Origin of the sequence: Brevundimonas sp., from assembly GCF_050729455.1 — a bacterium.
In the GTDB taxonomy this organism is placed as follows: Bacteria; Pseudomonadota; Alphaproteobacteria; order Caulobacterales; family Caulobacteraceae; genus Brevundimonas.
The window spans coordinates 17738-35604 of record NZ_JBOHLI010000031.1 but is presented as its reverse complement, the minus strand read 5'-3'; the positions used below and the strand labels follow the sequence as shown (position 1 = coordinate 35604).

Annotated in this window: 18 protein-coding genes and 1 pseudogene; 12 read left to right on the top strand and 7 right to left on the bottom strand. The window is 68.4% G+C overall.

Translation table 11 applies throughout. The annotated features are described in order from the left end of the window. From ACREEF_RS09575 to ACREEF_RS09565, 3 genes and pseudogenes are all read right to left on the bottom strand, one after another. A pseudogene (locus ACREEF_RS09575) lies at nt 1-439 on the bottom strand (hypothetical protein); the annotation flags it as partial. Between the two features lie 54 nt (nt 440-493). Further along, nucleotides 494-1384: an alpha/beta fold hydrolase gene (locus ACREEF_RS09570; RefSeq protein ID WP_431565359.1), complete on the bottom strand. Its 891-nt coding sequence runs from the start codon at nt 1382-1384 to the stop codon at nt 494-496. A 5-nt stretch (nt 1385-1389) separates the two neighbouring features. After that, on the bottom strand, nt 1390-1884 hold the full coding sequence (locus ACREEF_RS09565) for a Fur family transcriptional regulator (RefSeq protein ID WP_431565358.1): 495 nt from the start codon (nt 1882-1884) through the stop codon (nt 1390-1392). 158 nt (nt 1885-2042) lie between these two features. Between ACREEF_RS09565 and ACREEF_RS09560 the strand changes: the two genes are divergently transcribed. After that, complete coding sequence (locus ACREEF_RS09560) at nt 2043-2834, top strand: SapC family protein (protein ID WP_431565357.1); 792 nt, start codon at nt 2043-2045, stop codon at nt 2832-2834. 75 nt (nt 2835-2909) lie between these two features. Here ACREEF_RS09560 and ACREEF_RS09555 read toward each other — a convergent pair whose 3' ends face one another. Then, complete coding sequence (locus tag ACREEF_RS09555; protein ID WP_431565356.1) at nt 2910-3317, bottom strand: MaoC family dehydratase; 408 nt, start codon at nt 3315-3317, stop codon at nt 2910-2912. A 12-nt stretch (nt 3318-3329) separates the two neighbouring features. Beyond that, nucleotides 3330-4352, bottom strand: a complete 1023-nt coding sequence (locus ACREEF_RS09550) for an NADP-dependent oxidoreductase (RefSeq protein WP_431565355.1) — start codon at nt 4350-4352, stop codon at nt 3330-3332. Between the two features lie 314 nt (nt 4353-4666). Here ACREEF_RS09550 and ACREEF_RS09545 point away from each other — a divergent pair, with 314 nt between their 5' ends. Next, nucleotides 4667-4963: a hypothetical protein gene (locus tag ACREEF_RS09545; protein ID WP_431565354.1), complete on the top strand. Its 297-nt coding sequence runs from the start codon at nt 4667-4669 to the stop codon at nt 4961-4963. A gap of 3 nt (nt 4964-4966) precedes the next feature. On the opposite strand, the gene ACREEF_RS09540 is transcribed toward ACREEF_RS09545, so the two are convergent. Beyond that, nucleotides 4967-5761, bottom strand: a complete 795-nt coding sequence (locus tag ACREEF_RS09540; RefSeq protein ID WP_431565353.1) for a response regulator — start codon at nt 5759-5761, stop codon at nt 4967-4969. A gap of 196 nt (nt 5762-5957) precedes the next feature. On the opposite strand from ACREEF_RS09540, the gene ACREEF_RS09535 reads away from it, so the two are divergent. Genes ACREEF_RS09535 through ACREEF_RS09520 form a run of 4 tightly spaced genes read left to right on the top strand, consistent with a single transcriptional unit; the run spans nt 5958 to nt 8705 of the window. Continuing rightward, on the top strand, nt 5958-6164 hold the full coding sequence (locus ACREEF_RS09535) for a NepR family anti-sigma factor (protein ID WP_431565352.1): 207 nt from the start codon (nt 5958-5960) through the stop codon (nt 6162-6164). After that, nucleotides 6161-6769, top strand: a complete 609-nt coding sequence (locus tag ACREEF_RS09530) for a sigma-70 family RNA polymerase sigma factor (RefSeq protein WP_431565351.1) — start codon at nt 6161-6163, stop codon at nt 6767-6769. Before ACREEF_RS09535 ends, ACREEF_RS09530 begins: the two co-directional genes overlap by 4 nt. A 6-nt stretch (nt 6770-6775) precedes the next feature. Continuing rightward, nucleotides 6776-8536 (top strand): sensor histidine kinase, encoded by a 1761-nt coding sequence (locus tag ACREEF_RS09525; protein WP_431565350.1) that lies wholly within the window; start codon nt 6776-6778, stop codon nt 8534-8536. Nucleotides 8537-8573: 37 nt separating this feature from the next. Then, nucleotides 8574-8705, top strand: coding sequence for an entericidin A/B family lipoprotein (locus tag ACREEF_RS09520; protein ID WP_431565349.1), 132 nt, complete (start codon nt 8574-8576; stop codon nt 8703-8705). Here ACREEF_RS09520 and ACREEF_RS09515 read toward each other — a convergent pair. Next, complete coding sequence (locus ACREEF_RS09515; protein WP_431565348.1) at nt 8695-8841, bottom strand: hypothetical protein; 147 nt, start codon at nt 8839-8841, stop codon at nt 8695-8697. The genes ACREEF_RS09520 and ACREEF_RS09515 overlap by 11 nt on opposite strands. 156 nt (nt 8842-8997) lie before the next feature. Here ACREEF_RS09515 and ald point away from each other — a divergent pair, with 156 nt between their 5' ends. From ald to ACREEF_RS09485, 6 genes are all read left to right on the top strand, one after another. Then, nucleotides 8998-10116: an alanine dehydrogenase gene (gene ald / locus ACREEF_RS09510; protein WP_431565347.1), complete on the top strand. Its 1119-nt coding sequence runs from the start codon at nt 8998-9000 to the stop codon at nt 10114-10116. Nucleotides 10117-10183: 67 nt separating this feature from the next. Continuing rightward, nucleotides 10184-10519, top strand: a complete 336-nt coding sequence (locus ACREEF_RS09505) for a hypothetical protein (RefSeq protein ID WP_431565346.1) — start codon at nt 10184-10186, stop codon at nt 10517-10519. A gap of 49 nt (nt 10520-10568) precedes the next feature. Continuing rightward, on the top strand, nt 10569-11624 hold the full coding sequence (gene obgE / locus ACREEF_RS09500; protein ID WP_431565345.1) for a GTPase ObgE: 1056 nt from the start codon (nt 10569-10571) through the stop codon (nt 11622-11624). Between the two features lie 51 nt (nt 11625-11675). Then, a complete protein-coding gene (gene polA / locus ACREEF_RS09495) occupies nt 11676-14576 on the top strand; it encodes a DNA polymerase I (RefSeq protein WP_431565344.1) in 2901 nt (966 codons plus the stop codon). A gap of 133 nt (nt 14577-14709) precedes the next feature. Next, nucleotides 14710-17430, top strand: coding sequence for a TonB-dependent receptor plug domain-containing protein (locus tag ACREEF_RS09490; RefSeq protein WP_431565343.1), 2721 nt, complete (start codon nt 14710-14712; stop codon nt 17428-17430). Between the two features lie 81 nt (nt 17431-17511). Further along, entirely contained in the window at nt 17512-17820 is a 309-nt protein-coding gene (locus tag ACREEF_RS09485; protein WP_431565342.1) for a GNAT family N-acetyltransferase, read from the top strand. Nucleotides 17821-17867: the final 47 nt, after the last annotated feature.

Here is a 17867-nt window from a genome sequence, read left to right as displayed (position 1 = left end):
CCTCGGGCGGGCGTCGGGGCGCGGACGCTCGCGGCGCCGGGCCTGGAGCGGCGGCGGGCGGCGCCCCGCCCTGCGGGGCGGTTGACGGCGCCCCGGACGCGACCGGCTCCGCCCTCTCCTCCCCGTCGTCGAAGATCGACCGCCAGATCGACGACGCGGCCGGTCGCGGCGGCTCGACCTGAACCGGAACGGGGGGCGTCGAGGGTCCGGGCGCCACGGCGGGATAGGGCGCCGGCGACGCCGCCGCCTCGGTCGGCTGATCGCGTTTGCCGGCAACGACGGGCGCGGACGCCGCCTTCGCCCTGGGCTTCGCATCCGCCAGCCGCTGGTCCGCGGCGTTCCACAGGATGGCCACGCCGAGCGCCAGCAGGACCAGGCCGATCGCGACGCCGATGGCCGAGCCCAGCAGGATGCGGTTCAGGTTCTCGGGCGAACTCATAACGCCCCAGAGCCTAGCACTTCATCCCGGCTTCGGGCCACCTCGGCGGCCGCCTCAGACCGCGAGGTCGAGCAGGGCGTCGCGCGCCATGTCGGGGTGGGTCATGGGAAACAGATGCCCGCCCCCCGCGACCGTTTCGACCTGAAGCGAGGCCTTCGCCGAGGCAGTCGCCGGCACGGCGCACAGGCTGCCGCTTTCAGCTTTCAATATGCGGATGGCGCCGGGATAGCGCTTCAGGGCGCGCCAGGGATTGTGCGCCTGGGCGGCATAGTTGGACGCCTCCCAGGCCGGGGCGCAGGTCAGTTCAAAGCCCTGATCCGTCTCCTGCAGCCCGTCGACCAGATAGTCGGCCAGCATCATGTCGGGCCAGCCCTTGAAGGCGCCCCGCCCGCGATAGGCGGCCAGGGCCTGCTCGCGGCTGTCGAACAGGGCGCGCCGCCTGCGCGTGCCGGCCACGATCGGATTGCGCTCGGCCAGCCGCCCGACCAGCGGCAGGTTCATCGCCAGCACCATCTCGCGCCGCCAGATGACCGGGTCCAGAAGCAGCAGACGCGAGACCCGCCCCGGCCGCTCGGCGGCCGCCAGAAGGCCGCTGGTCGCGCCGATGGAATGGCCGGCCAGAGCCACGGGCGGGCCGTCGACGGCCTCCAGAAGCGCGATCAGGTCGTCGCGGTGATCCTTCCAACTGCGCCGCCCTTCGGGCCGGGCGGGCAACCGGGTCCGGCCGTGGCCGCGCAGGTCCGGCGCCCAGATGCGCAGGGCGCCGGACAGGGGCTGCAACAGGGCGCGATAAGCGTAGGCGTTGAAGCCGTTGGCGTGGGCGAAGATCAGGTCGACCGGCCGGGCCGGGTCGCCGAAGTCCAGCACAGCCATCTCGCCCCCGCCCCAGCGGTTGTCGATCGGGACCGAAAGACGTCGCGGCGCCGAGAGAGCCAGGGCATCCATCCGCGTCAGGCCGCCACGCGGCAGGCGGGGCAGCGGCCGTGCCCCTCGATCGTGGTGCGTTCGATGGCGTAACCGGCGGCCGAGGCGGCCTCGGCGAAGGCGTCGCCGCCGGCCACGGCGACCTCCTCCGTCGCGCCGCAGCAGTCGCAGATCAGGAATGCGGCGGCATGGGCCGGGGCGTCCCCGGCGGCGGCGGTGCAGGCGACGTAGGCGCTGATGGAGGCGATGCGGTGGACCACGCCCCGCCGCTCAAGAAACTCCAGGGCGCGATAGACGGTCGGCGGCTTGGCGGCCCGGCCGTCGGCGCCGAAGCGGGCGATCAGGTCATAGGCCTTGACCGGTTCGCCCGCCGCCAGCAGCAGCTCCAGCACCCGGCGGCGCGGGGCGGTCATACGCTCGCCCTCGGCGGCGCAGCGCGCCTCGACCGAGACGAGCGCCTGCTCGACCTCGGCGGAGCCGGGACGGTGGTCGGCGTGATCGTGATCGCAAGCGGCGCCCATGTTCCACAGCTAAGGGGTCCGTCGCCGTACCGCAACCGGCGGCGGCGTCGCCGGACCGACGCGCCATGGTCCGACGTTCATCGAACCGCCGCGTTTGCGGCGCGCCCGGCCATAGGCTAGAAGGCCCGACCTTTCTGTTCAGAACGATCCGACACATCATGACCGACACCACGACCCAAGCGTCCGGCCCCCTGTCCGGCAACGTCCTGTTTTACACGCAGCCGGAGCCGCTCTCGGCCGAAGTCCACGGCAAGCTGGGCGTGACCCCCGCCGACAAGCCCTACGCCTTCGTCGCCCAGACGAACATCGTGCCGCTGACGGTCACTGAATTCGCGCCGGCCGCCCTGTCCTATCCGATCGTCTTCGTCGGCGACCTGAAGCAGCCGGTCGTGGCCATGGGCCTGCGCCAGAACGACAACCTGTTCATCGACAACGGCGACTTCCGTCCCGAGGCCTATATCCCGGCCTATATCCGTCGCTATCCCTTCGTCTTCGCCAATGACGATACGCAGAACCGCATGATCCTGTGCATCGACCGCGGCGCGGCCTTCGTCGGCGAGAACGGTGAAGTGCCGCTGTTCGAGAACGGTCAGCCCAGCGACTACGTCAACAATGCGATGGAGTTCTGCAACAATTTCGAACAGGAGCGCCTGCGCACCGAATCCTTCGTCAAGCTGCTGACGGATCTGGATCTGTTCGAGACCCGCGAAGCCTCCTTCACGCCGCGCAACCCGGACGGCACGCCCGGTCAAGTTCAAAAGCTGGCCGAATATTTCGCCGTCTCGGAAGACAAGCTGAAGGCTCTGCCGGCCGACAAGCTGGCCGAACTGCGCGACAACGGCGCCCTGGGCCAGATCTACGCCCACCTGGTGTCGCTGCTGGGCTGGGATCGTCTGATCGCCATGGCCTTCTCGCGCGCCGCCGAAGTCCCGGCCGCCGCCAACGCTTAAGGTTCACAGCGGCCTGAGGCCGCTGGAACTTGAAAATGAGAACGCCCCGTCGGAACCGGCGGGGCGTTTTTGTGTCTAGCGCCGGGCGACCAGGGCGCGGGTCAGGCAGGAGAAGACCAGCCTTCCAGCCTCGTCCAACAGGTCCTGCTGGGCGATGACGATGCCCTTTTCGTCGCCGACCGGGTCCTTGCCCATGACCGTCAGCCGCCCGCGCAGAAGCTCGCCCGCCGGCGGGTTGCGCATGAAGCGCAGGCCGTCGACCGCCAGGGTCTTGGCCCCGGCCCAGCCGCCCGCCTTCTCGGCCGAGAGGCGGCTCCACAGGGCGTAGACCAGGGCGTCCGGCGCGCCATAGGCCACGTCCCAGCCCGGCGCGAACCGTTCGGCGAACACGTCCAGCGCCCCGGCGTCCACCGCACAGGCGCCCAGGGGGATGACCTGACCGACCTCGAGATCCTCGAAATGGACGTGCAGCGGCTCGGTCATCCGGCGGGCTCCTCAGACTGCGGGTTCTTCCGACACCCGGACCAGCAGCTTGCCGTCATGGTCACCGGTGAACAAGCGGTTCAGCGACGTCACCGCCCCTTCCAGCCCGTCGTCGACGTGGACCTTCCACTTGATCTTTCCATCCGCCAGCCACGGCCCCATCTCGGCGACCATCTCGCGGGCCCGGTGGGCGTAGTCCAGCACCAGGAAGCCCTGGACGTTCAGGCGATGGGTGATGATGCGGCTGAAATTCGGCGAGGGCGGCATCCGCGTGGCGTTGTAGGAGGAGATCAGGCCGCAGACCGCCATGCGGGCATGGACGTTCAGCCGGTTCCACACGGCGACCATGATGTCCCCGCCGACATTCTCGAAATTGAGGTCGATCCCGTTCGGGGCCAGACGGTCCAGCGCTGCGCCGACGTCCTCGTTCTTGTAGTCGACGGCGGCGTCGAAGCCGAGATCCTCGGTCAGCCAGCGGCATTTGTCGGGTCCGCCGGCGATGCCGATGACGCGCGCCCCGCGCTGCTTGGCCACCTGGCCGGCGATGGAGCCGACCGCCCCCGCCGCCGCCGAAATCACCAGGGTCTCGCCCGCCTTGGCCTTCAGCACGTCGGTGACGCCGAAATAAGCGGTCAGGCCGGTCATCCCCAGCACCGACAGATTGGCCGTCAGCGGCATTCCGGGCGCGCGGTGCACCGGACGCAGCCCCTGTTCGTGCACCACTGCATAATCGGCCCAGCCGCCCGAAAGAGGCGTGACCACGTCGCCTTCCTTGAACCGGTCCGACTTCGACTGCTCGACCACGCCAAGCGTCAACCCGCGCATGACCTCACCCAGGCCGACGGGCGGCAGATAGCCCTCGGAATCATTCATCCAGGTGCGGTTGGTCGGGTCCAGCGACAGATAGACGGTGCGGACCAGGACCTCGGCGTCCTGCAGATCCGGCACGGGCGTCTCGACCAGCTCCAGATCGCCGTCCTGAATCAGGCCCCTGGGCCGCTGGCGAAGAACCCACTGACGATTGCGAAGGGCCATGGCGCGTCTCCAATGCGTTTTCTTTGAGAACTCATAGTGGCGGATGCGCGCCGCCTGTCGAGAGGGTTCCAAAGAAAAAGCGGACCGTTTCGGGTCCGCTTTGAGGTGGCATCATCGAGAATGAGGAGCGGAGACAACTGACCGGCGGACCGGTCAAGTCGGGGGGCTCTGTCGTCTCCGCATTCCGATAACGACGGCGCCTGGACCGGGTTCCGGATCGCCGCGAAATAATCTCCTGCTCCGGCCCAACCCGGAACGACGGCGTCTCCCGCCGCGTTGCTAGGATATCAAGGAGGACAGAACCGGAGACCGCGATGACCCATCAGGATCCCCACTCCCATTCCGCCGACGCCGTCGAACACCATGTGCCGATCGAGGCGCAATACGTCCGCCAGGGTCGGGGTGGTCGGCGTATTCTGTGGCTGTTGATCGTCTCAGGCGGGGCGGCGGCTGTCCTGTTGCTGGGAATGTGGCTACTCAGCAATAGCGGCTTCCAGACCGTCAATCCGGACACGAGGGAAACCTCGCAGGATTCGACCGCCTTCAGCCAGCCTGCCCCCCAACCGGCCTCGACGCCGCCGCCCGCTGCGACGACGTCGCCGGCGACCTGAAGATCAGGCCGCCTGTTTCTGGCGCGAAGGGTGGAAGAAGAGCGCCTGGCTGATCGCCGCCTTCACCGTTTCGGGCTGGAAGGGCTTGGTGATGAGGAAGGTCGGCTCGGGCCGTTCGCCAGTCAGCAGCCGCTCGGGGAAGGCGGTGATGAAGATGACCGGCACGTCGAAGCGTTTCAGGATGTCCTTGACCGCGTCGATGCCCGACGAACCGTCGGCCAGCTGGATGTCGGCCAGGACTAGGCCGGGGCGATGACGGGTAACGGCGTCGATCGCCTCGTCATGGGTGGTGGCGGCGCCAGTGACATTGTGGCCCAGTTCCCGCACCAGGCTTTCGATGTCGGCCGAGATGATGGCCTCGTCCTCGATGATCAGAACGTCGGTAGCCAGTTCGGCGTCGATATCGGACTGAGCCTCGGCGATCAGTCGTTCGACCGTGCGCGGGTCCACGGCCAGAATTTGCGCTGCTTCCGAAGGTGTGAATCCCTCGAGCGCGGTCAGCAAGAAGGCCTGGCGCGAGCGCGGCGCAATCCGCATCAGCCGACGCGTGGCGTCGTCGCCGCCCTCCAGGCCGCTGCCGTCCTCGAGCTGTGCGCCCGTCGATGACCAGATGGCGTGGAAGACGTGGTAGAGAGCCACCCGCGGCGTCATGTCCGTCGGCAGCTGCCGCTCGCCGGCGGCCAGAGTCTCCAGCGCGACCCGCACATAGTTGTCGCCCGTGGTCTGATCGCCGGTCAACGCGCGCGCATAGCGGCGGACATAGGGCAGATGCGGCGCCAGCCTAGCCAGTAGACTCATACAAATTCCCCGACAGTCGGCGTCCCCGAACTGGAGACGCGCCAGTTTGTCAGAACGTGTCTGACACGCAACGGTTCCACCTTTGAAACGGAAGCTTGAGCATAAAAACGCACAGGACTAGGAACTCTTTCAAGGGAAGTCGCGTTTTCGGCTTCAGTGAACTCGACCTCTAGGCTTGGGCGGCGGCCGGAACTCCATGATCAATGCTAAGGAAACCACCCCGCGTCCCGACGCGCCGGCGTCCAGGGACCAGGGGCTGGAAGAAGTGCGCCTGCGGCAACAGGCCATCGGCGTGAAGCTGCGCCATATGTTCGATCAGGTAGTGAACGAACCGGTGCCCGACGAATTCCTGGACATCCTGCGGCGGGCCGACGAACGGTCATCGGCCAAGGGGGGGCAGTGAGCATCTCCAGCGCCCCGCCGAAACCGCCCTCCGCCGACGACGCCGGCTTCAAGACCGAGCTGGTGACGCTGATCCCTCACCTGCGGGCCTTCGCCCGCACCCTGACCGGCGACCCCACGGCCGCCGACGACCTGGCCCAGGAAGCCATGATGAAGGCCTGGGACGCCCGGGCCAGCTATCAGATGGGCACCAATATGAAGGCCTGGACCTTCATGATCCTGCGCAACCAGTTCTATTCGGAAAAGCGCCGCTCGTGGCGCCAGACCCAGCTGGATCAGGAAGCCGCCGAGCGGACCCTGGTGGCGGTCGACGATCCCGAGGCGCCCGTCGCCCTGGACGAACTGCGTCAGGCCCTGAAGACCCTGCCCGAGGAACAGCGCGAAGCCCTGATCCTGGTCGGCGCCGGCGGCTTCGCCTACGAGGAAGCCGCTGAAATCTGCCAGTGCGCCGTCGGCACGGTGAAAAGCCGCGTGTCGCGGGCCCGCAAGGCGCTGCAGGCGACGCTGGAGCGCGGCGGCTATGGTCGCGACGGCAAGGCCGCCGGCGACGCCATGCGTTCGATCCTGGCCGACGCCGACAGGCTGAGCGGCGCCAGGCAGGACTGACGACGCATGGTGCGGTTCGGCCGCGCATGGGGTTTCAGGCTGGGCCGTCCCAGCGTGCACGGCATCCGCTTCCGCATGGGGCTGGCCATGGCGGTGGCCCTGCTGCCCATCCTTGTGCTCAGCGCCATCCAGACCCAGGCCGAGTTCCGGCGCCAGGCCGAGGACCGCCGCATCGACCTGCAGCTGGCGGCCGAGCGCAGCGCCGCTGACGCCAAGGCCCGGATCGACAGCACCGTGGTGCTGCTGCAAGCCCTGGCCCCCGAAGGCGCCGGCCTCTATTGCGAGCCGCGGCTGACGGCCCTGGTCGCGCGGCTCGACGCCCTGTCGGCCCTGCATCGCTACAGCGCGACCGGGGAACCCGTCTGCGCCTCGCGCTCCAGCGACGACGCCGTGACCTCGCCCGAGGTCCGCAGCCAGGCCTGGTACCAGCGACTGAGAAAGGGCGAGGACGTCGTCATCGCCCGGGCGCCGGACGCGCCCGGCTCGCTGATCGTCGCCGTCCGTTCGGAACGCCCCCTGGGCGCCTTCCAGGGGGCGGTCGCGGCGATGATCCCGCTGACGGCGCTGCAACCGGACATCCACGACCCGGCCCTGCCTTCAGGCTCCCAAGCGGCCCTGACCGACGCCGAGGGTCGCATTCTGGTCTCCACCGACCCCTCGGCCTTCGCCGTCGACGGCGAAGAGACCGCGGACTGGACCCGGAACACGCGCCAGGACGAGGCCGCCCTGTTCGAGGCCCGGGACGCGCGCGGGCGCAAACACGTCTTCGCCGGCACCGCCCTGGCCGGGCGCGACCTCTTCGTCCTCCTGGCGGCGCCGGCGCCGGGCCTGCTGTCCTGGGCGCGGCTGAATCCGATCGGCGCCTTCCTTCTGCCCCTGGCCGCCTGGCTGATCGCCTTCCTCGCCGTCATGCTGCTGTCCGAGCGGATCGTCATCCGCTGGCTGGTCTATCTGGAGCGGGTCGCGGCCATCTATGCGCGCGGCCGGTTCTCGGTACGGCCGGTCCAGGCCGAGCACGCCCCCGCCGAGATCCGCGTCCTGGCCCGCACACTGGGATCGCTGGGCGACACCATCACCCGCCGCGACAAGGCCCTGCTCGACTCGCTGGACGAGAAGGACGCGCTGATGCGCGAGATCCACCACCGGGTGAAGAACAATCTGCAGATCATCTCGTCCCTGCTGTCGATGCAGCAGAGGGCGGTCGCGGACCCGGCGGCGCGCGCCGCCCTGGGCGACACCCGCCAGCGGATCACGGCCCTGGCCCTGATCTACCGCACCCTCTACCAGAGCGAGGACATCCGCGAGGCGGACTCGCGCACCTTCCTGACCGAACTGGTCGGGCAACTGATCGCAGGCGAGGCCATGCGCGGCCCCTTGGTGACCAGTTCGGTCGAGGCCGACGCCATCATCATCGACCCGGACCGGCTGGCGCCCGTGGCCCTGTGGCTGGTCGAGGCCGTCTCCAACGCCCAGAAACACGCCTTCGCCGGACGCGGCGGCGACCTCCAGGTCCGCTTCCGGGTTATGGGCGAGACCAGCGTGCTGGAGGTCCAGGACGACGGCCCCGGCATGGCGGACCGCGACACCGCCGGCGTCGGCCGCACCCTGATGAGCGCCTTCGCCAAGCAACTTCGCGGCCAGGCCGAAATGGTCGAAGCGCCCGGCGGCGGCTCCATCGCCCGCCTGACCTTCGTCACCCCCGAAGCCCCGACGGCCGCCCATTCCGCCGAAAGCGTCGCAGGAACCCCGCCTCCGCGCGCCCGTTGACCTCTTGAGGGTGCGTTCATTCCATAGGGAGTTCGCCATGCGCAAACTGATCATTCTCGCCGCCGCCCTTCTGGCCACCGCCGCCTGCAACACCGTCGCCGGGGTGGGCAAGGATACTCAGGCCGCCGGCAAGGCCGTCGAAGAGGCCGCCAAGGACGTCAAATACTAGGGGTTCTCAGACCGACCCCGGCCAGGACCAACGGCAACAATAGAACCCTGCCCTCCGCCAGACCCGGCGCGGCGGCCAGCATCGCCGTCAGCGCCAGACCGAACCAGACGGCGGTCCGGTCGTGGTCGTCGTTCATGCCTCATTCCCCCAAAGCGTCGCCGTTCAACGTGGGCGCCGCCTCGCCGCGCAGCAAGTCCGAATTCCGACGTTACGGTCTAGCCGTTCCCCAAGGTCAGGTTTAGCGTTCTCCTCGGCCCCGGCCAGCGGGCTGAACAACTCAGGGACGGAACTCATGCGTGTCGGCGTGCCCAGAGAGATCAAGACCAATGAGCACCGGGTCGGCCTGACCCCCACGGCGGTGCGCGAATACGTCGCCCACGGCCATGAGGTGCGGATCGAGACCGGCGCCGGTCTGGGCGCCGGATTCACCGACGCCGACTACAAGAAGGCGGGCGCGGCCATCGTCGCCGACGCCGAGACGGTCTTCGCCGACAGCGAGATGATCGTAAAGGTCAAGGAGCCGCAACCGGTCGAATGGGCGCGGCTGCGGCCCGACCATATCCTGTTCACCTACCTGCACCTGGCGCCCGATCCCGATCAGACCCAAGGGCTGCTGGCCTCGAAATGCGCCGCCATCGCCTATGAGACGGTGACCGACAAGAACGGCGGCCTGCCGCTGCTGGCGCCCATGTCCGAGGTGGCGGGGCGGATCGCCGTCTTTTCCGCCGCCGAGACTTTGTTGAAGCACAACGGCGGCATGGGGCTGCTGTTCTGCGGCGTACCGGGCGTGGCGCCGGCGCGGGTTCTGGTGCTGGGCGGCGGGGTCGTGGGGCTGAACGCCGCGCGCATGGCCATGGGCCTGGGCGCCGAGGTGGTGGTGCTGGAGCGCTCCATCCCCCGGATGCGCGAGATCGACGAGCTGACCGGGGGCCGGGTCATCACCCGCTATTCCTCGATCGGCGCCATCGAGGAGGAACTGGTCAAGGCCGATGTGGTGATCGGGGCCGTGCTGGTCCCCGGCGCCGAGGCCCCCACCCTGGTCCGCCGCGATCAGCTGAAGTCGATGAAGCCGGGCAGCGTCCTGATCGATGTGGCCATCGACCAGGGCGGCTGTTTCGAGACCTCCCGGCCGACGACCCACCAGGACCCCACCTATGTCGTCGACAACGTGGTCCACTACTGCGTCGCCAATATGCCGGGGGCGGCGCCGCGCACCAGTTCCGAGGCCCTGAACAACGCCACCCTGCCTTTCGGCCTGGCCCTGGCCGACAAGGGGCTGGAGGCCCTGCGCAAGGATCCGCATCTGGCGCGCGGCCTGAACGTGCTGAAGGGCGAGATCACCTATCCCGCCGTGGCCGAGGCCCTGGACCTGCCGTGGAGCGACCCCTTCGGCGTCTGGGCGCGGGGCTAGAAAGGCCGCTTGCTCTCAGCGAGCGAATCCCGGACCGTCCGCCGCGTTAATTTCGGCGGGGATCCCGATGCTTCTTATCGCGCTCATTTCGGCCCTGACCGCGCAAGAGGTCGGGGCCCATGCGACGACGCCCCCTCCCGCGCCTGCGGAAGAGACGCCGATCAGTTGGTCCAGAACCCCGGGCCTCGAGATGCCTGGCAGGGCGGTTCAGGCCAAAGTGAGCGGCAGCGCCACGCTTCGCTGCGACTTTGCGGCCGGAACGCCCACGAACTGCCTCATCGTTGCGGAAACCCCCGCCGGCTACGGCTTCGGCATGGAAGCCCTGCGCGCCATGCGCACGGCCCGCGCAGAAGAGAGCACCAACGGCCATCGAAGGTTCAGCTTCGTCTTCGAAATTCGTTGATGGCGGAGGCGGCCTGTAAATCGCCGCTCTCTTCGGCCATAAGGCCCGCATGAAGTTCCTCGACCAGGCCAAGATCTATATTCGCTCGGGTGCGGGCGGCGCCGGCGCCGTCTCGTTCCGACGCGAGAAATTCATCCCCAACGGCGGCCCCGACGGCGGCGACGGCGGCAAGGGCGGCGACGTCTGGGTCGAGGCGGTCGAAGGGCTGAACACCCTGATCGACTATCGCTACCAGCAGCATTTCAAGGCCCAGACCGGCCACCACGGTCAGGGCCGCCAGATGCACGGCGGCAAGGGCGACGACGTGGTCCTGCGTGTTCCGGTCGGCACCCAGGTGCTGGACGAGGACAAGGAAACCGTCCTGCTCGACATGGACAAGCCGGGCGAGAAGGTGAAGCTGCTCTCGGGCGGCAACGGCGGCTGGGGCAACACCCGCTTCAAGGGCCCGACCAATCAGGCCCCGGCCTACGCCAACCCCGGTCAAGAGTTCCAGGAGCGCTGGATCTGGCTGCGGCTGAAGCTGATCGCTGACATCGGTCTGGCCGGTCTGCCCAACGCCGGCAAGTCGACCTTCCTGGCGGCGGTCTCGGCGGCGCGGCCCAAGGTGGCGGACTATCCCTTCACCACCCTGGTGCCCAATCTGGGCGTGGTGGACCTCAGCACCACCGAACGCTTCGTCATCGCCGACATCCCCGGCCTGATCGAAGGCGCCCATGAGGGCGCGGGTCTGGGCACCCGCTTCCTGGGTCACGTCGAGCGTTCGGCCAGCCTGATCCACCTGATCGACGGCACGCAGGACGACGTGGCCGAAGCTTACCGCATCATCCGTGGTGAGCTGGACGCTTACGGCGAAGGACTGGCCGACAAGGTCGAGCTGCTGGCGCTGAACAAGGTCGACGCCCTGTCGCCGGAAGAACGCGAGGAGAAGGTCGCGGCGCTGAAGGCCGCCTCGGGCAAAACGCCCTTCCTGGTGTCGGGCGTGTCCGGCGAGGGCGTGACCGAGCTGCTGCGCGCCGCCTGGGCCGAGGTCCGCAAGACCCGCGGCGAGATCGCCGACGAGGGCGAGGACGCCATCCCCGAAACGCCGGGCGGCTGGGCGCCGTAATCAATCATATGGCCGGATGACGGGGGGCTTCGTCCCCCCTATGGTCGCGCCATGACCGACGCGCCCGCCGACACCACCGCCCGCCCTCTGAGCCAGGACGGACCGCCGCCCCGGCTGTGGCTGATCGACGCCTCGGCCTATATCTTCCGCGCCTATCACGCCCTGCCGCCGTTGACGCGCAAGTCGGACGGCCTGCCCGTCGGCGCGGTGCAGGGCTACTGCAATATGTTGTGGAAGCTGATCCGCGACATGAAGGGCGAGGACGGCCCGACCCATCTGGTCGCCGTCTTCGACCACTCGGAAAAGACCTTCCGCAACACCCTCTACGATCAATACAAGGCCCACCGTCCGCCGGCGCCCGAGGATCTGGTGCCGCAGTTCCCCCTGGTGCGCGAGGCGACCGCGGCCTTCGGCGTGCATGGGATTGAACTGCCCGGCTATGAGGCCGACGACCTGATCGCCACCTATGCCTGCAAGGTCCGCGATCTGGGCGGCGAGGCGGTCATCGTCAGCTCCGACAAGGACCTGATGCAGCTGATCGGCGACGGCGTCGTCATGTACGACCCGATGAAGGACCGCCGCCTGGACGAAGAGGCCGTGTTCGAGAAGTTCGGCGTCGCGCCGGACAAGGTGGTCGAGGTTCAGGCCCTGATCGGCGACAGCGTCGACAACGTCCCCGGCGCCCCCGGCATCGGGCCCAAGACGGCGGCCCAGCTGATCCTCGAATACGGCGACCTCGACACCCTGCTGGCCCGCGCCGGCGAGATCAAGCAGCCCAAGCGCCGCGAGACCCTGATCAATTTCGCCGACCAGATCCGCCTGTCGCGCGAGCTGGTCAAGCTGACCTGCGACGCCCCGGCGCCCGAGCCGGTCGACGACTTCCTGATCCGCGATCCCGACCCGGCGGTCCTGTCCGAATTCCTCGAACGGATGGAGTTCCGCTCGCTGCTGCGCCGCGTCGGTGACGGCAAGGCCCCGGCCAAGGAAGGTTCGACCTTCGCCCGCCAGCCCACCGCCCCGGTCGCCAGCCCGCGCTACGCCCCGACTGAGGTCGCCACGCCGGATCAGGTCCACGACTTCGACCGCGACAAATACGAGTGCGTGCAGACGCTGGACGATCTGGACCGCTGGATCGCCCGCGCCCGCGCCGCCGGGGTCATCGGCTTCGACACCGAGACCGACGCCCTGTCGGCCACCCACGCCGGCCTGTGCGGCGTCTCCCTCGCCGTGGGGCCGAACGAGGCCTGCTACATCCCCCTGACCCACGACCATGAGCCGACGGGGGACGGCGGGCTCGATTTCGGTCTGGACCTCGGCGGCGGCCCGCGCGAGCCGCTGACGCAGATTCACAAGCCGACCGCGCTGGAACGCCTCAAGACCCTGCTGGAAGACCCGGCCGTTCTGAAGGTCGGCCAGAACATCAAATACGACCTCGCCGTCATGGCCCGGCGCGGCATCCGCGTGGCCCCGATCGAGGATACCATGCTGATCAGCTACGTCCTCGAAGGCGGGCTGCACGGTCACGGCATGGACGAGCTGGCGCGGCTGCACCTCGGCCATGAGCCCATTCCGTTCAAGAGCGTGGCGGGCACGGGCAAGAGCCAGAAGAGCTTCAAGCACGTCGAGCTGAAACCGGCGACCTGCTACGCCGCCGAGGACGCGGACGTGACCCTGCGCCTCTACAAGCTGCTGAAGCCCCGTCTGGCCGCCGAGCGCCTGACCACCGTCTATGAGACGCTGGAGCGCGGCATGCCCGCCGTTCTGGCCGACATGGAGCTGAACGGGGTGCGGGTCGATCCCGACCGTCTGCGCTCCCTGTCCTCGACCTTCGGCCAGCGCATGGCCGAGCTGGAGGAGCAGGCGCACAAGCTGGCGGGCCGCCCCTTCAACGTCGGCAGCCCGCGTCAGATCGGCGAGATCCTGTTTGGCGAGATGAACCTGCCCGGCGGCAAGAAGACCGCCAGCGGCCAATGGGGCACCGAGGCCAGCGTGCTGGAAGAGCTGGCCCTGACCCACGACCTGCCGCGCGCCATCCTCGACTGGCGCCAACTGTCCAAGCTGAAGGGCACCTATACCGACGCCCTGGTCGCGGCCTCTGATCCGACTACCCACCGGGTGCACACCTCCTATCAGCTGGCGGCGGCGACGACGGGGCGTCTGGCCTCGTCCGATCCCAACCTGCAGAACATCCCGATCCGCACTGAGACCGGCCGCCTGATCCGTCAGGCCTTCATCGCCTCGCCGGGCCATGTGCTGATCTCGGCCGACTACAGCCAGATCGAGCTGCGCCTGCTGGCTCACATCGGCGACATTCCTGAACTGAAGCGCGCCTTCAAGGCGGGCCTCGACATTCACGCCGCCACCGCGTCCGAGATGTTCGGCGTCCCCGTCGAGGGCATGCCGTCCGAGACGCGCCGCCGCGCCAAGGCCATCAACTTCGGCATCGTCTACGGCATCTCGGCCTTCGGTCTGGCGGCCCAGCTGGGCATCGATCAGGGGGAGGCGGCGGCCTATATCAAGACCTATTTCGAGCGCTTCCCCGGCATCCGCGCCTACATGGATCGCACCAAGGCCTTCGTGAAGGAGCACGGCTTCGTCACCACCGTCTTCGGGCGTCGCATCCACATTCCGGCCATCCATTCCAAGTCCGGGGCCGAGCGGCAGTTCGGCGAACGGGCGGCCATCAACGCCCCGATCCAGGGCGCCGCCGCCGACATCATCCGCCGCGCCATGATCCGCATACCGGGCGCCCTGCTTGAGGCGGGCCTGAAGACCCGTATGCTGCTGCAGGTCCACGACGAACTGATCTTCGAAGCCCCCGAGGCCGAGGCCGAGCGCGCCCTGGCCCTGGTCCGCAAGGTCATGGAAGGCGCCGCCGACCCCGCCGTGGCCCTGAGCGTGTCGCTGGTGGTCGAGGCCAAGGCCGCGGCCAACTGGGACGAGGCCCACTGATCGGCTGTTGAGGTTTTCTCTCTGATCGCCGCGAACTTCTAAAAGAAACGCGCGGCGATCACGGCTGTTCGGGGTAAAAATTTCGCCTAAACCTTGACCGCTTGGAACACCCCTCCAAGAACAAGGTTCAGTTGTGAAAAAGAGTCTGCTGCGGCTGTCGGCCGCCGCCATCGCCCTGACGGCGGCCGCCCCCGCCCTCGCCCAAACCTCGCCCGCCCCGCCTCAAGCCGAGACGCCCGACGCCGTCGCGACCGTCGATGAAGTCGTCGTCACCGGCTCGCGCATCCGCCGCGTCGATCTGGAGGGGGTCGCCCCCGTCTCGGTCCTGACCGGCGAGGCCATCGACACGCGCGGCTTCCGCAGCGTGTTCGACGCCCTGAGCCAGGCGACCCAGAACACAGGCTCGGTTCAGGGCGAGGACTTCGGCGCCACCTTCACCCCGGCCGCCAACGTCATCTCCCTGCGCGGCCTGGGCCCCAACCACACCCTGGTGCTGCTGAACGGGCGGCGGGTGGCGGAATATCCGTCGGCCTACAACGGCTCGGTCAATGCGGTGAACCTGGCCAACCTGCCCAACGCCGTGGTCGACCGGATCGAGGTCCTGACCGGGGGCGCCGGCGCCATCTACGGCTCGGACGCCATCGCCGGGGTGGTCAACATCAAGCTGAAGCAGAAGACCGACGGCTTCGACGCCTCGCTGCGCTATGGCGGCACAGAACAGGGCGGCGGCGAAAACTGGCGCGCCCAGCTGTCGGGCGGCCGCAGCTGGGACCGACTGGATGTGGTCGGTAGCCTGGAATACAGCCAGCGCGACGCCATCTTCTGGGGCGACCGCGAGATCAGCCGATCCTACACTCGCTACGCCGAGCCGGGGACGGTCCCGCCGGCCATGTTCTCGAACCGCAACCCGATCACCCGCGCCTATTATGATCCGCCCGCCGGCCTGTGCGAGGGCCTGGGTTCGCTGCAAGGCGGCACGATCGAGCGCGTCGTGGCGGCCAGCGGCGGCTCGTATTGCGGCAGCGACGCCTACTACAGCACGCGCACGATCCAGACCCAGAAGCAGTCGGGCAACGCCTATCTGGGCCTGACCTATCATCTGAACGATGCTGCGGAGCTGTTCGGCGAGTTCCTGTACGGCAAGACCCAGGTCGACAACGTCGTCCGCTCGCTGAGCTGGAACAAGACCTTCTGGAACGAGACCGCCGGGCGGCTGGAGACCTGGAACCGGGTGCTGACGCCCGAGGAGACGGGCGGCGCCTTCGGCGTCGGCAACCGCTACGATGAGGAGAACTGGAACGCGGTCCTGGGCGTGCGCGGCCACGTGGGCGACTGGCGCTATGAGGCGGCCTTCAACCGCTCGGAATATGTCAGCGACCAGAGCCGGGTGCGGCTGCTGACCGGGATCGACGGCTTCTTCCTGGGCGCGCGGCAGGGATCGCGTCAGGTCTCGGGCACGACCCAGCCGGTCTACGCCCCCGCCGCCAACCGCCTCTACACGCCGCTGACGCCGGGCGAGTTCGGCACGGTGGCCGACCGCTTCACCGACCACAACACCTCCTGGCTGCAGGACTTCACCCTCTCGGTGGACGGCGACCTGTGGCAACTGCCCGCTGGTTCGCTGCAAGCCGCCGCCGTGGTCGAGATCGGCGAGCAGGGCTACAGGAACCAGCCCGACGCGCGCCTGAACACCAGCGTCGCCTGGAACACCAGCGGATCGCAGCCCTCGGGCGGCGAACGCAAGCGTCAGGCGGCGGGTCTGGAACTGCGCGTGCCGATCCTGGAGCAGCTGACCGCCACCGTGGCCGGCCGCTACGATCGCTATGAATACCGAGGCGAGTCGGTGGACAGCCCGACCTACAGCCTGGGCCTACAGTACCGGCCCATCCCCACCCTGCTGCTGCGCTCCAGCTATTCGACCAGCTTCCGTGCGCCGGACATGAACTACATCTTCGCCACCGAGACGCGCGGCTACTACCCCGGCGTGACGGACTATTATCAGTGCCGGCTGGAGGGGCAGGACTATTCCAGTTGCGACATCCAGTACAACATGGACTTCACGCGCGGCGGCAACGCCGCGCTGCAGCCGGAGAAGGGCAAGTCCTTCACCGCCGGCTTCGTCTGGACGCCCAGCAAGGCCTTCGACCTCCAGTTCGACTATTATGATCTGGAGATCAGCCAGCAGGTGACGTCGCTGAGCGAGGACATCATCCTGCGCACCGAGGCGGACTGCCGTCTGGGCCGCACGCCCAGCGGCGGGACGGTCGATCCGAACTCGGCCCTGTGCCTGGACTATGTCGGGCGGGTGGCCCGCAATCCGGGCGACGCCGCGATCAACCCGAACCAGGTCACGCGCATCACCGTCAATCCGATCAATGCGGCCAGCGAGACGACGCGCGGCTTCGACGCCACCGTCAACGCCCGTCACAATTTCGAGCGCTGGGGCCTGGTGAGCGGCAGCCTGACCTACACCAAGGTTCTGGAGCACGAATACCAGCAGTTCGAGGGCGACCCGACCTTCGACTATCTGCGCGACCTGTCGCGTCAGTCGGACTGGCGCGACCGCATGTCGGGCAGCGTCATCTGGGAGGCGGGACCGTGGACGACCACCCTCTACGGCGTCCGCTACGGCACCATTCCGACCAACGACTACGCGTCGGAACGCGATCCCTACGCCGTGTTCAACGCCAGCGTCCGCTATCGCGTCAACGACAAGGCCTCGGTCTCGGTGATCATGAACAACATCGCCGACCGCTACCCCGAGGACCGCACCGGCGGCTGGCCCAACTATTCCATCGGCTGGTACGACATCTACGGCCGTCAGACCTGGGTCCAACTGGACTACAGCTTCTGACGCGACGGAGGGGGCGGCGACGCCCCCTCCCCTTTCTCCTGGGGCCGGGCTAGGCTTTCCTCACCGCCACAGGAGCCAAGCATGAGCCTCGACCCCGAGATCCACGACAACGCCGAGGCCAGGCGCTACGAGCTGACGGTCGACGGCCAGACCGCCGTGGTGCTCTACAACACCACCGCGGGCGGCCTGCTGATCACCGAGACCATCGTGCCGATCCCGCTGGAAGGGCGCGGCATCGCCAGCCGGATGGCCAAACACGTGCTGGCCGACCTGAAGCAACGCGGCCTGGTCATCCTGCCGACCTGCCCCTTCTTCGCCGGCTATCTGAAGAAGCATCCCGAGTACGCCGAGGTGGTGCATCCCAGCTATCGCATCGCGCTTGGTCTGTAAGAGGGGCCTCTGAGGTCGCCTCGGGCCCCCGCGCCTGCTAGGGCGGG